The sequence below is a fragment of the Nocardia sp. Marseille-Q1738 genome, assembly GCF_965283145.1.
The window spans coordinates 1,191,518-1,215,988 of the sequence record NZ_CBDIMS010000001.1 but is presented as its reverse complement, the minus strand read 5'-3'; the positions used below and the strand labels follow the sequence as shown (position 1 = coordinate 1,215,988).

At 67.8% G+C, this 24,471-nt stretch carries 20 protein-coding genes and 1 pseudogene; 8 read left to right on the top strand and 13 right to left on the bottom strand.

Annotated features, from left to right (window positions below):
* The first annotated feature begins 34 nt into the window (after positions 1 to 34).
* A complete protein-coding gene (locus ACWPXK_RS05580; protein WP_454194895.1) occupies positions 35 to 1,111 on the top strand; it encodes a substrate-binding domain-containing protein in 1,077 nt (358 codons plus the stop codon).
* 281 nt (positions 1,112 to 1,392) lie between these two features.
* Here ACWPXK_RS05580 and purQ read toward each other — a convergent pair whose 3' ends face one another.
* Both purQ and purS read right to left on the bottom strand, forming a co-directional pair.
* On the bottom strand, positions 1,393 to 2,070 hold the full coding sequence (gene purQ / locus ACWPXK_RS05575) for a phosphoribosylformylglycinamidine synthase subunit PurQ (protein ID WP_454194894.1): 678 nt from the start codon (positions 2,068 to 2,070) through the stop codon (positions 1,393 to 1,395).
* Positions 2,067 to 2,303 carry a phosphoribosylformylglycinamidine synthase subunit PurS gene (gene purS, locus ACWPXK_RS05570; RefSeq protein ID WP_454194893.1) on the bottom strand — a complete coding sequence of 79 codons (237 nt, stop codon included), beginning with the start codon at positions 2,301 to 2,303 and terminating at the stop codon, positions 2,067 to 2,069. The genes purQ and purS overlap by 4 nt, the downstream gene beginning before the upstream one ends.
* Before the next feature lie 130 nt (positions 2,304 to 2,433).
* Between purS and ACWPXK_RS05565 the strand changes: the two genes are divergently transcribed.
* The gene (locus tag ACWPXK_RS05565) at positions 2,434 to 3,078 is read left to right on the top strand and encodes an MBL fold metallo-hydrolase (RefSeq protein ID WP_454194892.1); all 645 of its coding nucleotides are present in this window, start codon (positions 2,434 to 2,436) and stop codon (positions 3,076 to 3,078) included.
* Positions 3,079 to 3,080: 2 nt separating this feature from the next.
* Here the strand turns inward: ACWPXK_RS05565 and ACWPXK_RS05560 are convergent, their stop codons facing one another.
* On the bottom strand, positions 3,081 to 4,436 hold the full coding sequence (locus ACWPXK_RS05560; RefSeq protein WP_454194891.1) for a M20/M25/M40 family metallo-hydrolase: 1,356 nt from the start codon (positions 4,434 to 4,436) through the stop codon (positions 3,081 to 3,083).
* A 245-nt stretch (positions 4,437 to 4,681) separates the two neighbouring features.
* Between ACWPXK_RS05560 and ACWPXK_RS05555 the strand changes: the two genes are divergently transcribed.
* A complete protein-coding gene (locus ACWPXK_RS05555; protein WP_454194890.1) occupies positions 4,682 to 6,073 on the top strand; it encodes a glutamate decarboxylase in 1,392 nt (463 codons plus the stop codon).
* Between the two features lie 139 nt (positions 6,074 to 6,212).
* On the opposite strand, the gene ACWPXK_RS05550 is transcribed toward ACWPXK_RS05555, so the two are convergent.
* From ACWPXK_RS05550 to ACWPXK_RS05525, 6 genes and pseudogenes are all read right to left on the bottom strand, one after another.
* Positions 6,213 to 6,914 carry a DUF2334 domain-containing protein gene (locus tag ACWPXK_RS05550; protein ID WP_454194889.1) on the bottom strand — a complete coding sequence of 234 codons (702 nt, stop codon included), beginning with the start codon at positions 6,912 to 6,914 and terminating at the stop codon, positions 6,213 to 6,215.
* Positions 6,915 to 7,068: 154 nt separating this feature from the next.
* Positions 7,069 to 9,246, bottom strand: a complete 2,178-nt coding sequence (locus ACWPXK_RS05545; protein WP_454194888.1) for a S9 family peptidase — start codon at positions 9,244 to 9,246, stop codon at positions 7,069 to 7,071.
* Between the two features lie 126 nt (positions 9,247 to 9,372).
* Entirely contained in the window at positions 9,373 to 9,795 is a 423-nt protein-coding gene (locus tag ACWPXK_RS05540; protein WP_454194887.1) for an HIT family protein, read from the bottom strand.
* 181 nt (positions 9,796 to 9,976) lie between these two features.
* Positions 9,977 to 11,398 (bottom strand): adenylosuccinate lyase, encoded by a 1,422-nt coding sequence (purB, locus tag ACWPXK_RS05535; RefSeq protein ID WP_454194886.1) that lies wholly within the window; start codon positions 11,396 to 11,398, stop codon positions 9,977 to 9,979.
* 373 nt (positions 11,399 to 11,771) lie between these two features.
* Positions 11,772 to 12,368, bottom strand: a pseudogene (locus ACWPXK_RS05530) (TetR/AcrR family transcriptional regulator); the annotation flags it as partial.
* Between the two features lie 128 nt (positions 12,369 to 12,496).
* Positions 12,497 to 13,666, bottom strand: a complete 1,170-nt coding sequence (locus ACWPXK_RS05525; protein ID WP_454194885.1) for a pyridoxal phosphate-dependent aminotransferase — start codon at positions 13,664 to 13,666, stop codon at positions 12,497 to 12,499.
* Positions 13,667 to 13,717: 51 nt separating this feature from the next.
* On the opposite strand from ACWPXK_RS05525, the gene ACWPXK_RS05520 reads away from it, so the two are divergent.
* Positions 13,718 to 14,701: a M23 family metallopeptidase gene (locus tag ACWPXK_RS05520; RefSeq protein WP_454194883.1), complete on the top strand. Its 984-nt coding sequence runs from the start codon at positions 13,718 to 13,720 to the stop codon at positions 14,699 to 14,701.
* Positions 14,702 to 14,707: 6 nt separating this feature from the next.
* On the opposite strand, the gene purD is transcribed toward ACWPXK_RS05520, so the two are convergent.
* Positions 14,708 to 15,979, bottom strand: a complete 1,272-nt coding sequence (gene purD, locus ACWPXK_RS05515; RefSeq protein WP_454194882.1) for a phosphoribosylamine--glycine ligase — start codon at positions 15,977 to 15,979, stop codon at positions 14,708 to 14,710.
* Positions 15,980 to 16,311: 332 nt separating this feature from the next.
* Here purD and ACWPXK_RS05510 point away from each other — a divergent pair, with 332 nt between their 5' ends.
* Both ACWPXK_RS05510 and ACWPXK_RS05505 read left to right on the top strand, forming a co-directional pair.
* Entirely contained in the window at positions 16,312 to 16,689 is a 378-nt protein-coding gene (locus ACWPXK_RS05510; RefSeq protein WP_040773644.1) for a PH domain-containing protein, read from the top strand.
* A 48-nt stretch (positions 16,690 to 16,737) separates the two neighbouring features.
* A complete protein-coding gene (locus tag ACWPXK_RS05505; protein ID WP_454194881.1) occupies positions 16,738 to 17,163 on the top strand; it encodes an HIT family protein in 426 nt (141 codons plus the stop codon).
* 6 nt (positions 17,164 to 17,169) lie between these two features.
* Here the strand turns inward: ACWPXK_RS05505 and ACWPXK_RS05500 are convergent, their stop codons facing one another.
* On the bottom strand, positions 17,170 to 18,888 hold the full coding sequence (locus ACWPXK_RS05500; RefSeq protein ID WP_454194880.1) for a glycoside hydrolase domain-containing protein: 1,719 nt from the start codon (positions 18,886 to 18,888) through the stop codon (positions 17,170 to 17,172).
* A 746-nt stretch (positions 18,889 to 19,634) separates the two neighbouring features.
* Positions 19,635 to 20,840, bottom strand: a complete 1,206-nt coding sequence (locus ACWPXK_RS05495) for an IS110 family transposase (protein WP_454194879.1) — start codon at positions 20,838 to 20,840, stop codon at positions 19,635 to 19,637.
* 507 nt (positions 20,841 to 21,347) lie between these two features.
* Between ACWPXK_RS05495 and ACWPXK_RS05490 the strand changes: the two genes are divergently transcribed.
* Positions 21,348 to 22,463, top strand: coding sequence for a helix-turn-helix domain-containing protein (locus ACWPXK_RS05490; protein WP_454194878.1), 1,116 nt, complete (start codon positions 21,348 to 21,350; stop codon positions 22,461 to 22,463).
* Between the two features lie 52 nt (positions 22,464 to 22,515).
* Here ACWPXK_RS05490 and ACWPXK_RS05485 read toward each other — a convergent pair whose 3' ends face one another.
* Complete coding sequence (locus ACWPXK_RS05485) at positions 22,516 to 22,938, bottom strand: MarR family winged helix-turn-helix transcriptional regulator (protein WP_454194877.1); 423 nt, start codon at positions 22,936 to 22,938, stop codon at positions 22,516 to 22,518.
* A 128-nt stretch (positions 22,939 to 23,066) separates the two neighbouring features.
* Here ACWPXK_RS05485 and ACWPXK_RS05480 point away from each other — a divergent pair, with 128 nt between their 5' ends.
* Positions 23,067 to 24,050 (top strand): aldo/keto reductase, encoded by a 984-nt coding sequence (locus tag ACWPXK_RS05480; RefSeq protein ID WP_454194876.1) that lies wholly within the window; start codon positions 23,067 to 23,069, stop codon positions 24,048 to 24,050.
* The last annotated feature ends 421 nt before the right edge of the window (positions 24,051 to 24,471 follow it).

Below are 24,471 nucleotides of genomic sequence, written 5' to 3'. Positions count from 1 at the left end.
ATGAATTTCGCTCGAACGAGAAGAAGAGTACCGAATGCCGGCGCTCGGCGAGAGCCCCGAGGGCACCATCGAGATCCTCAACATAGTTCCGCTCCAGGGACCGGGCGGTATCATCGCGCCGTCCTGCGAGGCGGCGATATCGCTGGCCGTCGAGGAAATCAACCACGGGGCGGGAATTCTGGGACGAGAAATTCGTACTACGAATATCGACGGCGGACGGCCACCGCACGAGGTCGCCGCCGAAGTCTCGGCGCTGCTGGCCACCGGCATGGTGCACGCCATCACCGGCTGGCACACCTCCGCGGTCCGGCGTGCCGTGGCGCGGGCCGGCGCCAGCCGGGTGCCCTACTTGTACGCGACCAGCCACGAGGGATTGACCGACGAACTACCCGGCGTGCTGATGCTCGGCGAGCATCCGGCCGGGCAGACCGTGCCGGCCGTGCACTGGCTGGAGCGCGAGTACGGCGTGCGGCGCTGGGCCGTCATCGGCAACGACTACATCTGGCCGCGCCAGTCCGCCAAGGCGATTCGCGACAGCCTGGCCGATCCGGCCGCGATCGTGCTCGAACAGTTCGTCCCGCTGGGTCTGCCGGACTTCTCCGGCTTCCTCGAGCATCCGGCGCTGGACTCGGCCGACGCGGTGGTGATCCTGATGGTCGGCGCCGACGTGTCCCGGTTCAACCAGCAGTTCGCGGCCACCGGCCGCGCCGCGACACAGCTGCGGGTCAGCCCGGCCGCGGACGAGAACGTGCTGCTGGCGGCAGGCCCGGAGGCCAACCAGAACCTCTACGTGGCGTCCAGCTTCTTCCTCGACGACCGCACGGCCGACGGGCGCGACCGGCTGACCCGCTACCGCCGAAGGTACGGCGCCTTCGCCCCCGCGCTCACCAGCTTCAGCAACGCTACCTACGACGCCATCCACACCCTTGGCTCGCTCGCGCGGACGGTCGGATCGCTCGAGGTGCCCGCGCTCCTCGACGCCATCGACCAGGGCGTGGTCGTCGAAACCCCCGGCGGGCTACGGAGTTTCCGTGGCAACCAGGCCATCCAGCACGGTTACCTGGCCCGCGCCGACGGCGTCGGCTTCGACATCGTCGACCGCATCGCCTGACCCGTATTCCGGTTTCGCGGAGTGCGCCCCGGCATTCTCCGATGCGCCAGCTACTTCGGCAATGCCGCGAGCCACGCGACCGAGCGCGTGCGTTTCGTGACGCGAACCGGGCGCAGCAGACCACGTCCGCCGAACCCGCGGTAGCAGCCAGAACCCCCGCGTCACTCCCGTCCTGGATCTCGCGGCCACCGCGCGCAACAGGCGAGCGGTCCGCGCAGCGGCAACACCGCACCCGCGGCCGACAGTCCGATAGGCGGACCCGGCTGCTGTCCGCCCCGGATCTAGGCCGAGACCAGCGTGTCCAGCACCGAGAGGAACAGCCCGAGCCCGTCGTCGCTCGGGCCGGTCAGGGGCTCGGTGGCGTGTTCCGGGTGTGGCATCAGGCCGACGACACGCCCGTTGGCGGAAGCGATGCCCGCGATACCGCGCTGCGAACCGTTCGGATTGCCGCCCGCGTAGCGGAAGACCACCCGGCCCTCACCTTCCAGCTCGTCGAGCACGGCGGCCGAGGCCTGGTAGCGGCCCTCGCCGGACTTGAGCGGGATGAGGATCTGGGCGCCCGGCTCGAAACGGGACGTCCACACCGTCGACACCGACTCCACGGTCAGCCATTCGTCCCGGCAGATGAAGTGCAGGCCCTCGTTGCGGGTCAGCGCACCGGGCAGCAACCCGGCCTCACACAGCACCTGGAATCCGTTGCAGATACCCAGCACCGGCAGACCGGCGCCCGCCGCGCGAACGACCTCACCCATCACGGGGGCGAACCTGGCGATTGCGCCCGCCCGCAGGTAATCGCCGTAGGAGAAACCGCCGGGCACGACCACCGCGTCGACGCTCTTCAGGTCGGCGTCCGCGTGCCACAGGCTGACCGCCTCGGCCCCGGCCAGGCGCACCGCCCGTGCGGCGTCGACGTCGTCGAGCGTGCCGGGAAACGTGATGACCCCGATCCGCGCGGTCATGAGAGGCGGACCACCTTCCACTCCTCGATCACCGTGTTGCACAGCAGCGATTCGGCGATCTGCTCCAGTGCCGCGTCGTCGATGTTGTCATCGACGTCGAGTTCGAATCGCTTGCCCTGCCGCACATCCGAGACGCCATCGAATCCCAGACGCGGGAGCGCGCCGACGATGGCCTGCCCCTGCGGATCCAGGATCTCGGCTTTCGGCATCACCTCGACCACGACTCGTGCCACGCGTTGCTCCTCATGTGGTTGTGGGGTTACCTCAGCAGCGTAGTTGTGCTGGTCGGACGCGGCATCCGCGGGGTAGGACAAGCCGCGGCGATGTCGGCGAGAACACATCCGGCGTCGATAGCATGGCGGCATGCGCATAGCCCACTTCGGTCACTCCTGCCTCCTCGTCGAGCTGCACGGCACGAAGATCCTGTTCGACCCGGGCACCTTCTCGCACGGCTTCGAGGGCCTCACCGGCCTGGACGCGATCGCGGTCACCCATCAGCATCCCGATCACATCGACCCGAACCGGATCGACGCGCTCATCGAGGCCAATCCCGGCGCACGATTGCTCTCCGATCCGCAGACGGCCCAGCAGCGCGGCGAGCCGTGGGAGCCGGTCCGCGCGGGCAACGTGCTGACGCTCGGCGATCTCCAGATCACCGGGGGCGGCGGCAGGCACGCCGTCATCCACCCCGAGATCCCCGTGATCGACAACACCGTTTTCCAGCTGGGCACCCCGGACGACCCGGCTCAGCTCGTGCATCCCGGCGACTCGCTCTGGGTACCACCGGTTCCCGTCGGCGTGCTGGCCGCTCCGGCTGCCGCGCCGTGGATGCGGATCAGCGAGGCGGTCGATTATCTGCGCGCGGTCGGTCCGCGTGTCGCGCTGCCCATCCACTTCGGCATCATCCAGCCCGAGGCGCAGGGCATCTACTTCGGCCGCCTGACCGAAATGGCGCCCGCCGGAACCGAATTCCGGGTGCTGAAGCCGGAGGACGCCACGGACCTGTAGCGCTACCCTGCGTAGGTCGCGAGGAACAGCGCTTCGGCCAGCGCCATGTGTTCGATCTCCTTCGGGTCGACGCTCTCATTGGGCGCGTGGATGAGGCAGGTCGGTTCCTCGACGCCGAGCAGCATGATCTCCGCGTCCGGGTAGGTCGCGGCGAAAACGTTGCACAGCGGGATCGAACCGCCCTGCCCCTGAGTGGTCGCAGGTCGTCCATAGGACGTGGCCAGCGCCGCTTCCATTGCGGCACGCGCGGGCCCGCCGGTGCGGGACCGGAACGGCGCTCCCATGCCTTCCAGCTCAACGGTTATCTGGGCGTGCCACGGCGTGTGCGCGTCGAGGTGCGCGACGAGCGCCCGGTGCGCCTGCACGGGATCGGTCCCCGGCGGAATGCGCAGGTTGAGGCGGGCTCGGGCGATCGCGGGGACCGCGGCGGCGGAACCGACCACGGGCGGAGCGTCGATGCCGAGCACGGTCAGCGCCGGTCGCGCCCAGAGCATGTCGGCGACGGTGCCGTCACCGGTGAGTTCGACGTCGCGCAGGACGCCGGCGTCGGCGTGGAACTGCTCGCTCGGGTACTGCACACCCGGCCAGACCTGGTCGTTGGGTAGTCCGTCGATAGTGGTGTTGCCCCGCTCGTCGCGTAGCGAAGCGAGCACCTGGATCAGCGCGGCCAGCGCGTCGGGGGCCGGGCCGCCGAACATGCCGGAATGCAGTGGGCTGGCGAGGGTTTCGATGGTGACCACCACATTCACGTTGCCGCGCAACGTCTCCGTGAGGGTCGGCACGCCGGCGGCGAAGTTACCGCAGTCACCGATCACGATGGCGTCCGCGCGCAGCAGATCCGGGCCGGCCTCGACGAACCGTTCCAGGCCCCCGGTGCCCTGCTCTTCGGAGCCCTCGGCGACCATGGTCACCCCCAGCGGCAAATCGGGGCCGAGTGCCCGCAACGCCGTCAGATGCATGACGATGTTGCCCTTGCAATCGGCGCTGCCGCGCCCGTACCAGCGTCCATCCCGCTCGGTCAGCTCCCAGGGCGGAGTGCGCCATGCCCCCTCGTCCATCGGCGGCTGGACGTCGTAGTGACAGTAGAGCAACACCGTCGGCGCACCATCCGGCGCCGGCCGCGCTGCGACGACCGCCGTGCTGCCGTCGGGAGTCTCGTGCAGGCCGACGGTGGTCAGGCCCGCCGCGGCGAACGCATCGGCGACCCACTGCGCCGCACGGTCGCACTCCTCGGGCGGGAACTGCCGCGGGTCGGCCACCGACTTGAACGAAACAAGCTGTGCCAAATCGCTTTTCGCCTGCGGCATCAGTTCCGCGATCCGCGCGCGCAGCCCCACGGTACGAGCGTCCTCAGTCATCCCCCAACCCTATCCCTGCCTCGCTCGGCCGAAGTTCGCACTGCCTGGCGGGTCTTCGGATCCAGCGCGTCCTACCTGATGGATGCGTGAAGTCCATCCGCGGCGGAAGGCGGTGTGTCAAGCTGAGCGGGAGGGCGTCAGCTATTTTTTGGCATCCTCGAAGGGCACGGCAACGCGGCCGGTCCGCAAGCGACCGGCGCCCGCACAGGCACACCGCACACGAGCCGAATCGGGAGGCCGCATTCATGTCCGAAGGAGCCGATGACCTGTTCACCCTGCCGGGGCTCAGCCGCTCCGCGCCGCGCGCAGGATTTCCGGCGCACGAGATGTTCCCCCAGGTCGCCTACGAAATCGTGCACGACGAGCTGATGCTCGATGGCGTCTCCAGGATGAACCTGGCCACCTTCTGCACCACCTGGGTGGACGACCAGGCCCGCAGGCTGATGGCCGAATGCCTGGACAAGAACATCGTCGACAAGGACGAATATCCGCAGACCGCCGAACTGGAGCGCCGTGGCGTCCGGATGGTCGCGGACCTGTGGCACGCGCCGGACCCGGCCACCACCCACGGCACCTCGACCACAGGGTCCAGCGAGGCGGCCATGCTCGGCGGTCTGGCGGCGAAATTCCGCTGGCGCAAGCGCGGTGGCACCGGGACACCCAACTTCGTCTGCGGGCCCGTTCAGGTCTGCTGGGAGAAGTTCGGACGCTACTTCGACGTCGAGATCCGGCAGATTCCGCTGCGCGGCGACCGGCTCACCATGCGGCCCGGCGATCTCGCGGAGCACTGCGACGAGAACACCATGATGGTGGTGCCGACCTTCGGCCAGACCTACACCGGCCTGTTCGAAGACGTGGCCGGAATCAGTGCCGCGCTCGACGCGCTGCAGGAGGAAAACGGCCTGGACATCCCCATCCACGTCGACGCAGCCAGCGGCGGCTTCCTCGCGCCGTTCGCCGCGCCCGACCTGCTCTGGGACTTCCGGCTGCCCAGGGTGAAATCGATCAACGCCTCCGGGCACAAGACAGGTCTGGCGCCGCTCGGCGCGGGCTGGGCGATCTGGCGAGAGGCGGCCGACCTGCCGGAGGAATTGATCTTCAACGTCGACTACCTCGGCGGCAGCATGGCCACCTTCAACCTGAACTTCTCCCGGCCCGGTGGGCAGGCGATCACGCAGTATTACGACTTCATCCGCCTGGGGCGTGCCGGTTACGCCAGGGTGCAGTCCGCGATCTACCGCACGGCGCAGCACTTGGCCGCGGGTCTGCGCGAGTTCAAGATCTTCGAGCTGATCCATGACGGCGATCCGCAGCGCGGCATCACGGCGGTGTGCTGGCGGCTCACCGGCGATCCCGGTTTCAACCTCTACGACCTGTCCGACCGGCTGCGCTCCAGGGGCTGGCTGATCGCGGCGTATCCGCTGCCCGCCGACCGCGACGACGAGACGATCATGCGCGCGGTGATCCGCCACGGTTTCTCGGTCGACATGGCCGACCTACTGCTGGACGATCTCACCCGCTGCATGAAGCAACTGGAAGAACGACCGTTTTCCACCTCGCTCACCCGTACGGAAGCGGGCGGATTCACGCACGACGCGACACCCGCCGTCCCGAAGACGAAGATCACGCCGACCTGACCGCGACCGCGCCGCCGCCCGATTACGCCATTCGCGGGCGGCGGCGCCGATCGGCCGCGCGGAGCGGTGCCGACCGGCCGCGGTGCGGCGGCGGCCGACGTGGTCAGAAAGCCCCGCCACCGCCGCGCCGCGGCGTCATTCATGCGGCTCGGGCGACCGGGAACGGCTCCCAGCGGTAGGTCTCGCCGACCGCGCCGTGGAACAGCGCGAGGTCGACGGCGTCGAGCATGGCCTGGCGCGGTCCGGAACGCTCCAACTGCGCCGCGGACACGGCGAGCCGGATCACCCCGCCGCGGCGGGCGGTGCGGGCGGCGCCCATCACCAGAGCGCGGCACCACCACGGCTCCGCGCGGAAACCCTCACCGATGCCGTAGACCCGGGACTTCTGCGCCATGTTGCGCTCCAGGTCGATGATCGACGTGAGGCCGAGCGCGAGCCGGAAACCGACCTCCGGCAGCGCGTCGAGCGCGCCCGTCGAGGCGTCCCAGCGCGGAGCGGCGAACAGCCGGGTGCGCAAGTCGACCTGTTCCATCACCCGGTCGGCGGCGGTCAACCGCAACCGAGCCTCGTGCTTGGGCAGCGCGGCGAACTCGGCGCGCCGCCGCTTGGTAGCGGCCTGGTCGTAGCCGTGCAGCACGATGGCATCGCCGCGGGCCCGGCGACCGCGCAGCCATGCCTGGGTCGCCGGATCATCGAGTAGCCGGTACTTGCCCTTCAGCCGCGGTGCGACCAGCAGTGAGAGCGGTACGCCGCGCCGATCCATCTCCTCGGCGAATCCAATCGCCGTGTCCCGGGTGGTGTCCCTGATCCCGGAAATCGATACGACCAGCTCAGCGTTCATGAACCTACGGTGCCAGCCGCACATGTCCTCGACGTGCAGCCCGTATGACCACGCGGCGAACAGTCCGTCAAGGCTGTGCCGAGCGGACACCCCGGCGTCGGCGCGCCGCCGCTACCGCCCGGCCACCGGATGGCACCGGCCGCCTACGACCGGCCTACGCGTCGGCGAGACCGAGCGTATCGAGCACCCACGCGTGTTCGAAGGCCACTTCCCGCCACTTCTCGTAGCGCCCGCTGACCCCGCCGTGGCCCGCGGTCATCTCCGTCTTGAGCAACAGCGGCGCGTCGCCGGTCGCGGTGGCCCGCAGCTTGGCGATCCACTTCGCCGGTTCGACGTAGAGCACCCTGGTGTCGTTCAGGCTGGTGATGGCCAGGATCGCCGGATAGTCCTTGGCCTCGACGTTCTCGTACGGGGCGTAGGACTTCATGTATTCGTAGACGTCCTTGTCCGCCAGCGGGTTGCCCCACTCGTCCCACTCGATGACGGTCAGCGGAAGCGACGGATCGAGGATGGAGGTGAGCGGATCGACGAACGGCACGTTGGCCAGGATGCCCGCGAACAGTTCCGGCGCCAGGTTCGCCACCGCGCCGACCAGCAGGCCGCCCGCGCTACCCCCGTCCGCGATCATCCGGTCCGCCGCGGTGACGCCGGTATCGATCAGGTGCCGTGCGCAGGAAACGAAGTCGGTGAAGGTGTTCTTCTTGGTGAGCGTCTTGCCGTGCTCGTACCACAGCCTGCCCATCTCGCCGCCGCCGCGCACGTGCGCGACCGCGAAGACCATGCCGCGGTCCAATAGCGAGAGACGGGCGACCGAGAACGACGGGTCGATGCTCGCCTCATAGGAGCCGTAGCCGTACAGCAACAGCGGCTTCGGCCCGTCGTCGGCGGCGTCCTTCTTCCGTACCAGCGAGATCGGAATCCGGGTGCCGTCCTCGGCGACCGCCCAATCGCGTTGCTGTTCATAGTCGTTCGCGTCGTAGCCGCCGAGCACCGGCTGCTCCTTGCGCAGCAGCAGCTCACCGGTGGCCGGGACGTAGTCGAACACCTGCATGGGCGTGATGAACGAGGTCAGCCCGATGCGCAGGGTGGGTTGCGCCCACTCCGGGTTGGAACCGACGCCGACCGCGAAGAGTTCCAGGTCGAAGTCGAGTTCGCGGCGTTGGCCGTAGCCCGTTTCGGTCAGCGGCCACACCGCGAGCCGGGTGAGCGCCTCGCGCCGGTAGCTGAGCACCAGGTGGTCGTGGAACGCGTCGATGTCCTCGAGCCGCACGTCATCGCGATGACCGATCAGTGGCGTCAGGTTCGACGGATCGTCCACCGGCGCCTCGGCCAGCACGAAGTTCTCCGCCTTGACCCCGTCCACCACGTCGTTGTGCAGGATCAGGAAACGATCCGCGCCGCCGACCACCGCGTGCTCGGCGGAGTACTCGACGCCCTCGCGGCGGGGCAGCAGGACGCGGAACTCGCCCTCGGGATCGTCCGATTCCAGCACCCAGCCCTCGCTGGTGATCTTCGAGCCGACCCAGATCATCAGGTACTTTTCCGAGCGGCTCGCGCCGATGCTCACCCAATAGCGCTCGTCGGGCTCATGGAACACCTTGACGTCGGGTTCGGTGCTGCCGAGCCGGTGCCGCCACACCGTGTCGGGCCGCCACGACTCGTCGACGGTTTGATAGAAGACGTGGCTGCCGTCCAGCGACCACGTCGCGCCGGGCGCGGTGCCCGCGATCTCGTCGCCGAGCAGCTCACCGGTGCGGAGGTCCTTGAACCGCAGCACGTAGCGCTCGTCGCCGACGTTGTCCACCGAGTAGGCCAGCAGCGTGCCGTCATGGCTGATCGAGAACGCGCCCAGCGCGAAGAAATCGTGGCCCTCGGCCAGCTCGTTGCTGTCGAGCAGCACCTCTTCGCCCGCGACCTCGGTCTCCGCGTCCAGTACCGGCGGCGTCCAGGCGTCGATGCCTTCCGCGTCGGCGGCGATCGGGCACCGGCAGTGCACGCCGTACTGCTTGCCTTCGAAGCTGCGCGAGTAGTACCAGTAGTCGCCCAACCGGGTCGGCACCGACAGGTCGGTCTCCTGGGTGCGCGCCTTGATCTCGTCGAAGATCGTCTCGCGCAGCGTGGCCAAGTGGGCGGTCTGCGCCTCGGTGTAGGCGTTCTCCGCCTCCAGATAGGCGATGACGTCGGGGTTCTCTTTGTCCCGCAGCCACTCGTACTCGTCGACGAACACGTCGCCGTGGTGCACCCGCTCGGTGGGGATCGTCTTGGCGATCGGCGCCGCCACGACCGGAGCGCCGCTGCCGGGTTCGGAGATCGTTCCGCTGTCGAGAGCCATGGCGTCCACCCTACTGTCCGGACTCCGCGCCGCCCGCCGCCGCCATCTCCGGCCAAGTGGCGACGAGTGGCACACCACGCAGGCCCCTTCTCGGCTGTTGCCGCAGCGGTGTGCCACTCGTGGACCTCAGTCCCCGAGTGCGCCGCGAATTGAAGATGCGAGGTAGTCCAGGTCGGCCCGCGGCGGGCTGGTCGGGCGACCTCGCAGCCCGAATCCGTCGCCCGGCGTGCGCGGGATGACGTGCAGGTGGACGTGAAAGACTTCCTGCCCTGCCGTCACCCCATCGGCCAGAAAGAAATTGACGCCGTCACACCCCACCTCGCTGGCCCGCAGCGCCGCCGCGAGCCGCTGCCCCACCTGGAACAGCTTCCCCCCGATCACCGGATCCAGTTCCGCCAGACTGCGCGCCGCCACCTTCGGCACCACCAGCAGATGCCCCGGCGTCATCGGCCGAATGTCCATGAACGCCAGCACATCATCGTCCTCGTAGACCTTGCTCGACGGTGCCCGCCCGGCAACGATATCGGCGAAAATCGTGTACGGATTCACGATCCGCAGCTTATGTGCTCGTGCGCCGCGAAGCCGCAACACAATTCCGTACCCACAGGCCACGGCCTCGGGTACCGTTCGTTCAGCTCCTGGCAGAAGTGAACCCGGCTCTTCACCGGACGGTGGGCAGCCGGGTTTCGCGCTATCGGAGAGATACCCGGCTGTCTCGGCAGCGCCGCGGTTACAAGATCGGTGACGGTGTGTAGCGGGCCGCGTCCGGGTAGCGGTCGACCAGTTTCTGCACCTGGCCGATGACGTCGGCTACCTGCGCTTCGGCGGCGCCGACGAAGGCGGACTTGTCGGCCAGCGCCTCGGTGAGAGCGGCGCGATCGAGCGGGAGGCGCTCGTCGGCGGCGAGGCGGTCCAAGAGGTCGGGTTCGCGGCCCTGCTCCCGCATCGCCAGCGCTACCGCGACCGCGTGTTCCTTGATGACCTCGTGCGCGGTCTCGCGGCCGACTCCGGCGCGGACCGCGGCCATCAGGATGCGGGTGGTGGCCAGGAAAGGCAGGTAGCGGTCCAGTTCGCGGGCGACGACGGCCGGGTAGGCGCCGAACTCGGCCAAGACGGTGAGGAAGGTCTCCATCATCCCGTCGACGGCGAAGAACGCGTCCGGCAGCGCGACGCGGCGAACCACCGAGCAGAACACGTCGCCTTCGTTCCACTGCGCGCCCGCCAGCTCGGCCGCCATCGAGGCGTAACCGCGCAGCACCACCTGCAGACCGTTGACCCGTTCGCAGGAGCGGGTGTTCATCTTGTGCGGCATCGCGGAGCTGCCCACCTGCCCGGGCTGGAAACCCTCGGTGACCAGCTCGTGCCCGGCCATCAACCGGATGGTGTGCGCGAACGAGGACGGGCCCGCACCGACCTGAACCAGCGCGGAGAGCACGTCGTGGTCCAGCGAGCGCGGGTAGACCTGGCCGACGCTGGTGAATACGGTCGCGAAGCCGAGATGCCTGGCCACCTGCTGCTCCAGCCGGGCGAGCTTGGCCGGGTCGCCGCCGAGCAGGTCGAGCATGTCCTGCGCGGTGCCCATCGGGCCTTTGATGCCGCGCAGCGGGTAGCGGTCGATCAGCTCGCGCAGCCTGGTGAGCGCGATCAGCAGTTCGTCGGCGGCGGAAGCGAACCGCTTGCCCAGCGTGGTGGCCTGCGCGGCGACATTGTGCGAACGGCCGGCCATCACCAGCGTCTGATACTCGGCGGCGCGCTCGGCCAGCCGCGCGGCGATCGCCACACCATGCGCGTGCACATGCTCCAGCGACAGCCGGATCTGTAGCTGCTCGACGTTCTCGGTGAGATCCCGGCTGGTCATGCCCTTGTGCACGTGCTCATGCCCGGCCAGCGCGTTGAATTCCTCGATGCGGGCCTTCACGTCGTGCCGGGTGACCCGCTCGCGTTCGGCGATCGACGCGAGATCGACCTCGTCGAGCACCCGCTCGTAATCCGCGATGACTCCCTCGGGCACGTCGACGCCCAGCTCCGCCTGCGCGCGCAACACCTCCAGCCACAGCCGGCGCTCGAGCACGATCTTGTGCTCCGGCGACCACAGGTGCACCAGTTCATGGCTGGCGTAGCGGGTGGCGAGGACGTTCGGGACGACGCTCACGACTGCGCCTCGCTGACGCTCGGCTCCGTCGTGCCCTGGGGCGCTGCGTTGATGGTTCGCTCGCTTCGCTCCCTCACGACTGCGCCTCGCTGACGCTCGGCTCCGTCGTGCCCTGGGGCGCTGTGCTGATGGTTCGCTCGCTCACGTGGCGTCAGTCTAGTGCGCGGAAACGATCGACCTGCCCGGGCATGGTGCCCGATCCGGCGCGCCCGCTCTCCGAGGGCAGGTAGCCCTCGGGGCCGGGCGGTCGCGGCGTGCTCGACGCGACCCGAGCGGAGCCCTCCGCGGATACCCAGGCTCCCGTTTCCGGGCCGGATGCTCGCGCCGTGCCCGACGCGGCGGCCGCCGTCTCCGCCCCGGACGCTCGCGCCGGGGGCGCGACGATGTCGATCACTTCCAGCAGCGCGCCGCGAGCCATCCGCCGCGGTTCGGGGTCCATCTCGGTGAGCGCCGCGACCACCGCTCCGTCCACCACCGCGACCAGCCTGCGCAGCTGCTCCGGCCGCACCATCCGATCGGATCGGCGCAGCACGTCGGCCAGCAGCTCGTCCAGCTGGGCGCGCAACCGTAACTGGACCTCCCGTAACTCCGGGTGCCGCGCCGAGGCGACCGAACGCTCGTAGCGGGCGATCAGCTGCCCGCGCGCGACCTCGTCGGCGCCATCGGACCCGACCAGCAGGTCGAGCACCAGATCGACGGTGGCCTCCGCGCCGCGGCGGCGGTGGCTCACCTCCCCGATCCGCCTGCGCATCGCGTCCAGCTCGGCGTTGCCGCTGAACTCGACCGCCCGCGCGATCAGATCGTCCAGGGATTCGAAATAGTAGGTGGTCGACGCCAGCGGCAGATCAGCGCGGGTCGCGACCGAACGATGCCGCACCGCTTCGAATCCACCTTCGAGCAGCAACTGGGCGGCGGCGGCTACCAGGGCCTGGCGACGCCGTTCGCCTTTCGGGGTCGTCGCGGTGATCACCGTGCCATCGTGCCAGTCGTCATCAGTTCTTCCAGGGGAAATCAGCGAGGAAAAGCAGCCATCGTTGTTTTACCGCATCCGCGCGGTCATGGTGCCGAACTGCGGAAAGTTGTTGCACGACAGTGAGTTCAGCGAGCGAGATAGTGCCCTAGACGCAGCAGCGCCGCCTCGATGTCCGCCGTGGCTCCGGCGAACGAGAATCGCACCGTGTGGTGCCCGTTGACGGTGTCGAAATCGACTCCTGGCGCGAGCGCGACCCCGGTGTGGTTCAGCACGTCCGCACACCATGCCCGAGAGTCGTCGGTGAGGTGGCCGATGTCGGCATAGGCGTAGAAGGCGCCGTCGGCGGGGGCGAGGTCGGTGATGCCCAGCTTCGGCAGGCCGTCCAGCAGCAGCCGTCGGTTCACCGCGTACCGCCGGACGTGCCCGTCGAGTTCCTCCTTGGCTTCCGCGCCGAACGCGTACATGGCCGCGTACTGCGAGATGGCGGGCGGGCAGACGGTCAGGTTCGAAGCCAGTCGTTGCAGTGCGGGCCGCAATCCGCTCGGCACCAGCATCCAGCCGAGCCGCCAGCCCGTCATGGAGAAGTACTTGGAGACCGAGCCGATCACCACCGATTCCCGCGAAGTCTCCCAAGCCGACGAGGTCGCGCTGTCGGCGCTGGAGTTGTCGTAGGTGATGCCGTGGTAGATCTCGTCGGAGATCAGCAGCGTGCCGTGCTCCTCGCACCAGCGGGCCAGCGCGGCGAGTTCGGCGGGGGCGATCATGGTTCCGGTGGGATTGGCGGGACTGGCCACGATCAGACCCGCAGGCGGTTCCGGCAGAGCGTCCAGCATCGCGACGGTGGGCTGGAATCGGGTCTGGGCTCCGCAGTCCAGCTCCAGCACGCGGCAACCGAGCGCGGCAAGCGTGTTGCGATAGGCCGGATAGCCCGGGCGCGCGACCACGACCGTGTCGCCGGGATCGAAGGCGGCGAGGAAGATCAGTGAGAAGGCGCCGGACGAGCCTGTCGTCACCACCACGTCGTCCGGGTCGACCTGATAGCCGTAGGTCTCGCGATGGTGTTCGGCGATCGCTTCACGCAGCGCCAGGATGCCGAAAGTCTCGGTGTAACCGAGCAATTCCGACTCGATCGCCAGTCTCGTCGCGCGCAGCACCGGCGCGGGCGCCGGTGTCGACGGCTGCCCCGCGGCGAGGACGAGCACGTCGCCGTGTGTTCTGGCGCGTTCCGCGGCGGCTTTCCAGACATCCATCACGTAGAAAGGTGGAATGGTCGACCGGCGAGATTCTCTGGACACTCGACAGACGGTAGAGCACCAGCGGGCTCGGTCGCGGTTATGGTCTGCGTAATGCTCGAGAAAGCTCGACGAGACCGGCTCGACCGAGTACGCGGAGTGGGTGGCATCGGGGTCATTCCGCGTAACTGGCGTGCGCGCCCGCCGAAACGTCCCGCGAGGCGGGTGTTCGGAAGACTGGATTCGCGCGTCCTGTGGGCGCGCCGATCCGAGCTGCGGATCCGGACCCGATGGAAACGCAGAGCGGATCTCCGTGCCCTGTGGCGGGGCAGGCCCAGCGGCGAGGATCTGCTCGCGCTGGCACGCGAGCACAAGGTGTTACTGGCCGGGCTCGCCGCGGCCGCGGTGTTCGCGTCGAGCGACACGTCGTTCGCGGGGACGGTCACCGAACGCACCCCGGCGCCGGATCGCGCCCAGCGCGTCGCCGTCGCCTATCCACCGCAGGTACAGAGCACCCCACCGTCGGTGCGCCGGTTGCTGAACGCGATCGCCAACGGGGAGCGGCTGCGCGAGCAGGCCGTGGTCGCCGCGGCCGCGCGCGCCACCCTGGAACGCGCCAAGGCCGAGGCCGCCGCCGCGACGGCCGGTGAGCGTCAGCCGTGGATGACCGGAAGCGCGCCGGTGCAGCCAGGGGCGATGCTGCCGGGCACCGGCGGCTTCGTTCTGCCCACCCGCGGCGTGTTCACCTCCGGGTTCGGTTCCCGCTGGGGCACCTTCCACAACGGGATCGATATCGCGGCGCCGATCGGCACTCCGATCTACGCGGTCGCCGACGGCACGGTGATCGATGCGGGACCAGCCCAAGGCTTCGGGCTCTGGGTGCGGATCCGCCATGACGACGGCAGCATCACCGTCTACGGGCACATGTACGACTTCTTCGTCTCGGTCGGCGAACGCGTACCCGCCGGCATGCAGATCGCCCGCATGGGCAACCGCGGCGACTCCACCGGCCCGCACCTGCATTTCGAGGTGCTCGTCGGCGGGCGCCACGTAGACCCACTGCACTGGCTGGCCCTCCGCGGACTGACCTACGGCTGAGCCGGGTCAGACCGAGATTCGGTCTTCTACGGCGGCGAGGCCGATATCCGTGCGGTAGTGGCTGCCGGGGAGCTTGATCGCGGCGATGCGGTCGTAGGCGCGCGTCCGAGCCTCGACCAGGTCGGCGCCGACCCCGACCACGTTCAGCACCCGGCCGCCCGCGGAGACCAGCGCGCCGTCTTCGCGCAGCGCGGTTCCCGCGTGCAGGACCGTGGCGGTGTCGTCGAGCGCACCCTCGCCCGCGCCGGAGATGGCGTCGCCGATGCGCGGGCGGCCCGGGTAGTTCTCCGCGGCGAGTACCACGGTGATCGCGGAGCCATCGCGCCAGCGCGGCGGCGCGACCTGCGCGAGCGTGCCGGTGGCGGTGGCGTTGAGCAGCTCGCCCAGCGGGCTTTCCAGCAGCGCGAGCACCGCTTGCGTCTCGGGATCGCCGAAGCGGCAATTGAATTCGACCACGGCGGGACCGTCCTTGCCGATCGCCAGGCCCGCGTAGAGCAGGCCGGAGAATCCGCTGCCGCGCCGCACCAGTTCCGCGGCAACGGGTTTCACCACGTCCTCGACGATCGCCGTGACGGTCTGGTCGGGCAGCCAGGGCAGCGGCGTGTAGGCGCCCATGCCGCCGGTGTTCGGGCCGGTATCGCCGTCGCCGACGCGCTTGTGGTCCTGCGCGGGCAGCAGCGGCACCACGGTCTCGCCGTCGACCAGGCAGAACAGCGACACTTCCGGCCCGTCCAGGAACGATTCCAGCAGTACCGGATGGCCCTGCTCGAGCAGTTCCGCGCCGTGGTCGCGCGCGGCGGAGCGGTCGGCGGTCACCACGACGCCCTTACCCGCGGCCAGGCCGTCGTCCTTGACCACCCAGGTGGGCCCGAAGCGGTCGAGTGCGTCATCGAGTTCGGCCGGGCTGTCCACGACCTCGCTGTGCGCGGTACGCACGCCGGCCGCGGCCATCACGTCCTTGGCGAACGCCTTGGATCCCTCGATCCTGGCGGCGGCGGCCGACGGGCCGAAGCAGGCGATGCCCGCCGCGCGCACCGCGTCGGCGACCCCCAGCACGAGGGGAACCTCGGGCCCGACCACCACGAGGTCGGCGTCCACCTCGGTGGCCAGCGCGACCACGTCTTCGGCGGCGCACGGGTCCACCGGGCGGACCTCCGCGTGCTGGGCGATCCCCGCGTTGCCGGGGGCGGCGAACAGCGCGGTCACCGCGGGGTCCCGGCGCAGGGCAAGGACGAGGGCATGTTCACGGGCTCCGGAACCGATGACGAGTACACGCACGGCAACAGACTAATGGGCGCAGCTGGACGCAGTCCGTCCGCGGCCCCGCGCCGGGCGGAGGGAGGACGAGCAGCCGCACGACAGACCAAGCCGGACGCAGCCCGTCAACAGCCCACGCCAGGCCGATCGAGGCTGAGGCAGACCCAGCCGGACCGATTCCGCCCGCGGCCCGCGCCGGGCCGAGCGAAGGCGAGGCAGCAGCCGCCTGAACGAACCGGTTGCCGACTTCGCCGCTGCCGGTCCGTGCGCGGGGGATGATGAATGGGGACAACGGATATGGGCGATCACGCCCAGTTCCGACCGCATCGGAGCACCTGAAGGATGTGCGTACCATGGGGCTGATCGATGGACTGATGGGGAATGCCGGCCGGATCGATCCGGGTCAGGCGCAACAGGAGTATGCCAAGCTCCTCGGCAATGGTGAACAGGTCTACGCCGCATACCTGCTGGTCCGCGACGCCATGCTGTTCACAAACCGCCGCCTGATCCTGATCGACAAGCAGGGCGTCACCGGCCGCAAGGTGAGCTACCACAGCGTCCCCTACCGCGCGATCACCCATTTCTCGGTGGAGACCGCGGGCACCTTCGATCTGGACGCCGAACTGGCCATCTGGATCGCGGGCACCCCCGAGCCGCTATTGAAGCGGTTCAACCGCCAGGTGGACATCTACGAGGTGCAGGGCATCCTGTCGCACTTCGTCGCGGTGTAGCGCGCCGGTGCCGCACCGCGGTATGCGGACCGGTCTAGTCTGCGGAGCATGGCTTCTGTCTTCAGTGCGATCATCGCCGGTCAGCTTCCGGGCCGATTCGTCTGGGAGGACGACGAGTTTGTCGGCTTCCTCACCATCGCCCCGATCAACCCGGGCCACACGTTGGTCGTGCCGCGCAAGGAAATCGACCAGTGGCAGGACGTCGACACCAACACCTTCGCCCGGCTGACCGGCGTCGCGCAGAAGATCGGCCAGGCCGTGCGCGCGGCGTGGGACGCGCCGCGCGCCGGTCTGCTGATCGCCGGTTTGGAAGTGCCGCACTTGCACGTGCACGTCTTCCCGGCCTTCACCCTGGGTGACTTCGACATCTCCGGCGCCGACCCGAACCCGAGCCCCGAATCCCTGGACGAGGCCCAGGCCAAGATCAAGCAGGCACTGCGCGACCTCGGCTACGGCGCCAACGTCCCGGAATGAACCTCGTCAGCTCGCCACGTCGTGCAGCGGAGTATCGACTCCGCCGATCGCGACCGTGGCCAGCGTCTGGCTCGGGGTCCAGTAGATCCGGCCGTGCTCGAAGTCCTGGTACGTGCCGGTGTCCCAGGGGATTTCGTCGGTCTTCGGCCAGCCCAGCGGCCCCTTCTCGGCGCCGGAGCGGTTCCAGCGGTCACGGATCGCGCCGTGCACCCAGAAGGCGAGCTCGCTGGATTGCTGCCGGTAGAGCGCGCCGCCCTGGAAACCCTGCACCTCGCCCGACGGCTGCCCATCCGGCCCGTGCAAAACGGTACGGTCGGTGACCGGGTAGCCGAGCGGACCAGCCTCCCAGCGCAATTCCTCGAACTTCCCCCACAGCGTTTCCGGGATGGGGTGTGCGCCGGTATCGGGCTGCCAGTAGATGTAGCCGTGCTCGAACTGGGCGAACCGGCCGACGCCGTCAGGCGTCGCGATTTCACCTTCGGTGATCCGTCTGCCCAGCCATGGATTCGCGGCGGCGCTGTCGTTGATCGCGTTCGGCTCCGACCCGCCGCCCGGTTCGCCTGTGGCGAAGCCGCGCACATCGTCTGCGAAGACGTCCCACGGGAAGTTCGGTCCGACATCCGTGTGCGTACCGAACCCGAGAACTTCGGTCACGTACTTGTGGTCGGAGATCCCTTCACGTCGTTCATATGGCGGCGCGATGACATGGGTGTCGAAACCGTATTTCCTGGCGTCCTGCACCGCCAGCCACGCCGCGATCCGGATATCGTCGCGGATGCGCAACCAATCGTCTCGGCTCCACGCGGCGCGGCTGCCTGCGAAGCATAGGTTGATCGTGTACGGATTCGCGTCCAGCACAGACCAGCTCGCCAGGTCGGTGTCGACGACGTCGACCACGATGCGATCGCGGACCGTGTAGTGGTAGCTCACGCCATTGTTCGGATTGTTGAGGTAGTTCGCCAGGCTTTCCGCGGTTCCGTTGCCCTCCTGGGTGTGTAGCAGGAAATTGGTAATCCGCGCTCCGTGACGGCTGGACGCGGAGTTGCCCATACGGTCGATTTCGGTGTACTCCGGCTTGTTCATGGTTCCCCCTTCATCAGGATTCGCCGCTTTCGACCACTGCCCGTAGTCGTCGGCGAGAACTTTGTTGACATCCACCACAACGCCCCCGACCCGGTCGCTGTCGATGCGGATCTGGTGGATGTGCGCGGCCGGATGATCCCCGTTGATCGAAGGATCACCGGACCAGTTGTGTTGCCAGAACCACGTGGCGACACCGTCCTCGAGCGCCCAGTCGATGCACCGCGCGTTGCCGTACATGCCGGTCCACTCGAGGCCGACCACCGATGCCCAACCCCGTAAGAACGGGGCGATCAGCGAATTCCACTCGTTCAGGGAGGGATTCGCGTCAACCGGGGCATACAGCGGTCGGAAGCCCGGTCCGCCCGCCGCGAGATGGTAGTTCAGCGCGATTCGCGCATGATGCACCCCTGCGTCATAGCCCCCTTTCCAATCCGACGTGTCACCTTTGCCGTACTGGTAATTGGTCACTATTTCGAGCCCGATGGCACGTAATCGGTCGCAGTATTCCCGCCGCAGCGGCTTCGCTCCGAAATTCGTGCCCGGCCGGGAATCGCTGAAGTAGCCGATGACACCGGCATATCCAGCATCCTTGATCGCTTGCGGTTCGATCAACGCGGCGGAGAAGTCGATCAGCTCAGTCATCGCGCACCCCCCGTACGAGTCCGCGTGCTGGCTTGCAGTAACGCGTTATGTTCGTACATCTCAACAACTTTCGACATGTGGTGAACCCCGACATAGTGAGATTCGGCGCGATGCTAGCAGGAGATGCACTCATGCACGGGTTGTTCCCCATCTGGTGTTTGCCCGTGACCTCACCGAACCCGCAGCGAGACCTGGTCGCCTGCATACTTTCCCATTGCCGAGAACATGCGCACCGTGGGCGCGGAAGTCTGCCAACTGTTTACGGCATTTCATACTGGTCGGCCGCTTCGCTGGGAGCCTCCACCGGATTCCAATGATCATTAGCCCCAGAGTCTCTGCCGGGACAACGGGATGAGGCGTTCCGCCACCATCACATTCACCTCGAGGGAGATGACTTGCTCACCTTGCCCATACTGGCTCAGTACTCCCGCGAGGCGTCCGGCACCATGCGCCCGGCGTCGATCAGCGTTTGCCGTGCTGCTGCCTTACGCGGACACGAGTCGGCACGGCATCCGCGATGTCTTTGCATGGTTCGGTGCGCTTCGGACACGCTCAGCGGATGGTCAGGCGCTTCGTGCGGCCAGCCGGTTGGCCATAGCTGTGCGTTGCCGAAAGCGGTGGACAACTCGGCGCGCAAATGATGATCACGTCGGCGCTCTGCTCGCCATTCTGCCTGTACGCGGTCGATGATCGCCTGCGGGGACGTTTCGTCCGGCTCGGCTTCCCGCCGCTCTCTAATGCGTTTGTCAAGCGGCGGTGGTGGAGTTGGTTGCTGGTTTGTAGGGCTGGCGGTTGCGGAGGATGGCGTGTAGGACGTTGACGCGTCGGCGAGCGAGTGCGATGACGGCTTGGTGGTGGAGTTTGCCTTCGGCTCTTTTGCGTTGGTAATAGGTTTTGCTGGCGTTGTCGTGCCGGACGGCGATGAACGCTGATTGGTAGAAGACTCGTTTGAGGACTCTGTCGCCAGTGGTGGCGCGTTGCAGGTAACGGACCTTGCCGGATTGTTTGAGTACCGGTGCCAGTCCGGCTGCGGCGGCGAGCTGATCACCGGTGGCGAACCTGTCGACACCGCCGGTGATGGCGAGGAACTCTGCTGTGAGCGTGGCCCCCATCCCGGGCAGGCTGCGGATGAGGGCCGCGTCAGGGTGATCTCGCAAGACCGCCTCGATACGTGCATCGATGGTCTTGAGTTGCTCACGTCCGTTCAATGCTTCGGCGGCCAGGCCGCGGATCAGATCGGCGGCCACGGATTCGCCTTGGACAGCGATTGTTTGGGCTTGTGCGGCGGTGATGGCGGCGGTGGCCAGTGCCTGGATGGTGGTCTCTTTGACGTTGCCTGTTCTGCGCAGGTGTGCCAGCAGGCGGTTATGCCCGGCGGCCCTGATCTCGGCGGGGGTGACGTAGCGAGTCAGCAGGTGCAGTCCGGTCTTGGTGGTTGGGTCCACGACGCTTTCGAGGCCGGGGTGAATCGAGGTCAGCATGTCCCGCAACCGGGTCGCGCGGCGGGTTTGATCGGCGACGATCTCGCTGCGCCGACCGACCAGCAGTCGCAGTTCGATGTCGGGTTCGCGCCCAGTGGTGACCGAGCGCAGGTCGTCACGGACGCGGACCTGGTCGGCGATCACGGCGGCGTCTTTGGGATCGCTCTTGTTCTCACCTCCGGTGGTGGCTCGCCGGGCCCTGTTGACCGCCAGCCCAGGCACGTGTACCACCGAGATCTCCGCATCCAGCAGCATCGCCTCGACCAGGCCGGCGATACCACCCAAGATGTCGATCCCCACTGTCGCCGGACCATGCTTGCTTTGCGCACCACGGATTTCATCGATCAGGTCGGCGATCTCGGCCGCGGTGTTGTCGACCTTATGAGAGGCCAGCAGCTTCCCGGTCTCGGCGACCTTCACAGCGGCCCAGTGGACCTCTTTCGCTATATCGATACCCACGGCAATAGTCATAGACGGCACACCCTTCTCCCAGTAGCGATCCCTGTCCTGTGCAGCCACTTCCCGCCGTCTCGGCCCTCCATAGCGATTCGACGTCGCATTCTCTAATCAGCGGTCGAGAAGAAGCAGCGGGACAGGGGGCGCAGCGGCGGTGGCCATCCCAGGGCAACCAATTGAAAACCATCCCTGCCCCGCTCGCACACCCGATCATTCCGGACGACCGGGGTACATCAGAAAGGTAGGACCAGTTGAATCCCACCACTTCACCCCTGCCGTGTTCGACTGCGTTGGTATCGGCACCCGGCGCGGGGGGAATCGTCAGAAGGTGGCGAACATCCGCGCGCCGGGGCCTACCTCTAGAGCTTTCCGCGCATACGGCGCGCGGAGCAGTGGCACCACTGGTGGCATGACCGGCCCGACGCTGCGCGGTGAGGGCAGCCGTTGCCGTGCTAGTGGCACAGGGGTGGCATTCGGCCGTTCGGCGGGCGTTTCCGGCCGGAGAGGTGGCAGGCTGGTGATATGTCGGGGGCCACAGGCGATCTGATCAGGCAGTTGCGCACCGCCAAAGGCTGGAGTCAAGGCAGGTTGGCGGCTGAGCTGTCCAAGGTGTCGGGTTACAACATGACGCGGGAATACATCTCGCGGCACTGGGAGTCAGGCAGAACCGAGCCGTCGTCGTTCTGGCTGCGCCATCTGGCGACGGTGCTGGATTGCCCCCTGAGTTTGTTGGAGGCCGACGTGAATCGACGCGAATTCCTATCGCATCTCGCCGCTACCTCGATCGCGGCTGTGGTGGCGTCAGACCTTCTGGCGCAAGGGTTTTCGGCGCGGCTGCATTCCACCGGGCCAGCGATCGAGGAATGGGAAGGCAGGCTTTTTCAGTACGGCACCGACTATATGAGCCAAGGCGCGGCACAGATTCAGCAGCGGCTTGCCGCCGATCTGGTCGTGCTGCAACAGCAACTCGATTCCCCACGGATGTGGGCCGTCGCCGCCCGGCTGATGACCCTGTTCGCGAAGACTTACCCCGGCTCCGACGGCAACAAGGCGATCTCGTGGTATCGCATGGCCGCCGAAGCGGCGGACCGCTCCGGTGACACCGACATCCGGACTTGGGTTCGCGGCCGGGCCGCTATCGCCCTCGGCTACGAAGGCGCCGCGTTGCCGGTCGCGCACGAATTCGCCGACCAAGCTCTAGCCATCTCCGAGCGGCCCGGTCTCGGCCGCCTCAACGCGGTATGGGGAAAGGCGCATGCCGCCGCACTTCAAGGCGACACTCACACCGCCCGTCAGTTGATCGACGACGGCCGCCGCGCGTTCGACCGTTCCGGCTCCGAGGAGCAGACCTCCGACTACGCGGTGCCGTGGTGGCGAGTGAACGTCTTCCTGTCGCTGCTCGCCGCCCGGCTCGGCGACGAACGGCTGGCGGTCCAGGCACAGGAGGCGGCGCGGGCCGAACTGCCCGATTCGCTGCCTCGATTCGCGACCCACTTGGACATGCATCGAGGCTTGATGCTGGTTCGGGCCGGGGACCGGGCTCTGGGAGTGAAACTGGCCCGGACGGCACTGGACGCGCTGCCCCCAGAGAAGCACTCGCTCACACTGCGCATGTTGATGGCTGAGATAGAGCCCTGACCACGAAACATCCAGCAAGCGCACAAGCGCTGGACAAATAGTTTAGTGGTGTTCAAATATCCTCGGTCATCAGCTGCAACAGGTTGCGCAGGTCGCGGCGCTGGTCTTCGTTGAGGGCGGCGAGCGGGTTGCGGGCGAAGCGCAGACGGCTGCGCAGGTCTTGGGCTGCTGCTTTCCCGGCGTCTGTGGTGGCGAGAAGCTTGATTCGCCGGTCGTTGGGTTCGAGCTGGCGTTCGACCAGGCCCCGGTTCTGCAGGCGGTCCACGATGCCGGTGAGGTTGGACGGTTCAGCTCCCAGTCGTTCGGCGACGCGACGCATGGGCAGAGGGGCCTCATCCAGGGCGATCAGCGCCTTCGCTTGCTGGGGGGTGAGTCCGTGGTGAGCTGCGGCGGCCTCGTACTCGCGGGTGTAGCGATCGGTGACCTTCGCGAAAAGGTGGATCACTTCGGAGGTCAGGGGGTCGTCTGCCAGCATTGCTCCAGACTATGAAAAGTCATTCGGCATGACAAGGGTTGACTATCATGGTTATGTACCATAACTTTTATGTGTGCGGCCATTGCTGCACACCCACCTCCACCCGCCACAGCAAGGAGCCACCACTCATGAAGCAGCGCACCCTAGGCATCAACGGACCGTCGGTCTCCGCCGTCGGACTCGGCCTGATGGGCATGTCCGAGTTCTACGGAGCCACCAACGACACCCAGTCCATCGCCACCATCCACCGCGCCCTCGACCTGGGCGTGAACCTTCTGGACACTGCCGACGTCTACGGCGCCGGCCACAATGAACCCCTGCTAGGCCGTGCCCTGGCGGGCCGACGGCGGGAGGAAGCCGTCGTGGCCACCAAGTTCGGCTCCCGCCTGCACGAGGGCACCTTCACCGTCGACTCCACCCCGCAGTACGCCAAAAGGGCCGTCGATGCCTCCCTCACCCGGCTGGGCCTGGACCACATCGACCTGTACTACCTCCACCGGCGTGATCCCGCCGTTCCGATCGAAGACACCGTCGGCGCCTTGGCCGAACTCGTCGCGGCAGGCAAGATCCGCCACATCGGACTGTCCGAGGTGAACGCGGACACCCTGCGCAGGGCACACGCCATTCACCCCATCACTGCACTCCAGAGCGAATACTCCTTGTGGGAACGCGGCCTGGAGACCGAGATCCTCCCGACCACCCGCAAGCTCGGGATCACCCTCGTCCCCTACTCACCGGTCGGCCGCGGCTTCCTGTCCGGCGCGATCAAGGACACCGCTTCACTCGCCGCAGACGACTACCGCCGCTTCGACCCCCGCTTCCAGGGCGACAACCTGCGCCGCAACCTGCACCTGGCCGACCGGGTCCGCACCTTCGCGGCAGAGGCCGGCCTCACACCGACACAGCTGGCCCTCGCGTGGCTCCTCCACCAGGGCGACGACATCGTCCCCATTCCCGGCACCAAGCGCATCAGCTATCTGGAAGAGAACACCGCGGCCGCCGACGCCCGTCTCGACGCCGACCACCTCGCCGCCCTGAACGCAGCTCTCCCTCCCGGCGCCGCCGCCGGGCCACGCTACCCCGACCAGCTCATGGACCGCGTCAACAACTAACTCCAGCCCTCCGGTCCGTCACGGCTGTGCGCGCCACCCCGCCCTCAATGGGGTCGGATGGCCCGGGGTGAGATCCCCGGCCACCCCGACCCACAGTGATGTCAGATTTCGCGGTCACGAGTCCCGCGCTCGGGCGAGTGATGTCGACATTCGCGCTCACACGCTGTCGACATTGACGCCCAGAACCACGGCGCGGATCGTCATGACCGGAAATCGGTACTGACTGGGGGACTGCGGTCTTTCAGGTCTTTACGCAGTGGTGAACGGTTCGCCGCAGTTGCCGCAGTTGATTGGTCCGGCGCCGTACACGCTATGCGAGACGCGGATCTTACGTCCGCAGTCGCATTCGGCGGACAGGCCGTTGTTGTTGGACTTGCGGCCACCGCGCCGGTCGGGTTCGCGGCGACGGTAAGCGACGAGT

Bases quoted from the DNA above. Each gene is read 5' to 3' on its own strand.
- ACWPXK_RS05580 (WP_454194895.1), top strand. From the start codon at position 35: ATGCCGGCGCTCGGCGAGAGCCCCGAGGGCACCATCGAGATCCTCAAC.
- purQ (WP_454194894.1), bottom strand. From the start codon at position 2,070: ATGACCGCGCGGATCGGGGTCATCACGTTTCCCGGCACGCTCGACGAC.
- ACWPXK_RS05565 (WP_454194892.1), top strand. From the start codon at position 2,434: ATGCGCATAGCCCACTTCGGTCACTCCTGCCTCCTCGTCGAGCTGCAC.
- ACWPXK_RS05560 (WP_454194891.1), bottom strand. From the start codon at position 4,436: ATGACTGAGGACGCTCGTACCGTGGGGCTGCGCGCGCGGATCGCGGAA.
- ACWPXK_RS05555 (WP_454194890.1), top strand. From the start codon at position 4,682: ATGTCCGAAGGAGCCGATGACCTGTTCACCCTGCCGGGGCTCAGCCGC.
- ACWPXK_RS05550 (WP_454194889.1), bottom strand. From the start codon at position 6,914: ATGAACGCTGAGCTGGTCGTATCGATTTCCGGGATCAGGGACACCACC.
- ACWPXK_RS05545 (WP_454194888.1), bottom strand. From the start codon at position 9,246: ATGGCTCTCGACAGCGGAACGATCTCCGAACCCGGCAGCGGCGCTCCG.
- ACWPXK_RS05520 (WP_454194883.1), top strand. From the start codon at position 13,718: ATGCTCGAGAAAGCTCGACGAGACCGGCTCGACCGAGTACGCGGAGTG.
- ACWPXK_RS05510 (WP_040773644.1), top strand. From the start codon at position 16,312: ATGGGGCTGATCGATGGACTGATGGGGAATGCCGGCCGGATCGATCCG.
- ACWPXK_RS05505 (WP_454194881.1), top strand. From the start codon at position 16,738: ATGGCTTCTGTCTTCAGTGCGATCATCGCCGGTCAGCTTCCGGGCCGA.
- ACWPXK_RS05500 (WP_454194880.1), bottom strand. From the start codon at position 18,888: ATGACTGAGCTGATCGACTTCTCCGCCGCGTTGATCGAACCGCAAGCG.
- ACWPXK_RS05495 (WP_454194879.1), bottom strand. From the start codon at position 20,840: ATGACTATTGCCGTGGGTATCGATATAGCGAAAGAGGTCCACTGGGCC.
- ACWPXK_RS05490 (WP_454194878.1), top strand. From the start codon at position 21,348: ATGTCGGGGGCCACAGGCGATCTGATCAGGCAGTTGCGCACCGCCAAA.
- ACWPXK_RS05485 (WP_454194877.1), bottom strand. From the start codon at position 22,938: ATGCTGGCAGACGACCCCCTGACCTCCGAAGTGATCCACCTTTTCGCG.
- ACWPXK_RS05480 (WP_454194876.1), top strand. From the start codon at position 23,067: ATGAAGCAGCGCACCCTAGGCATCAACGGACCGTCGGTCTCCGCCGTC.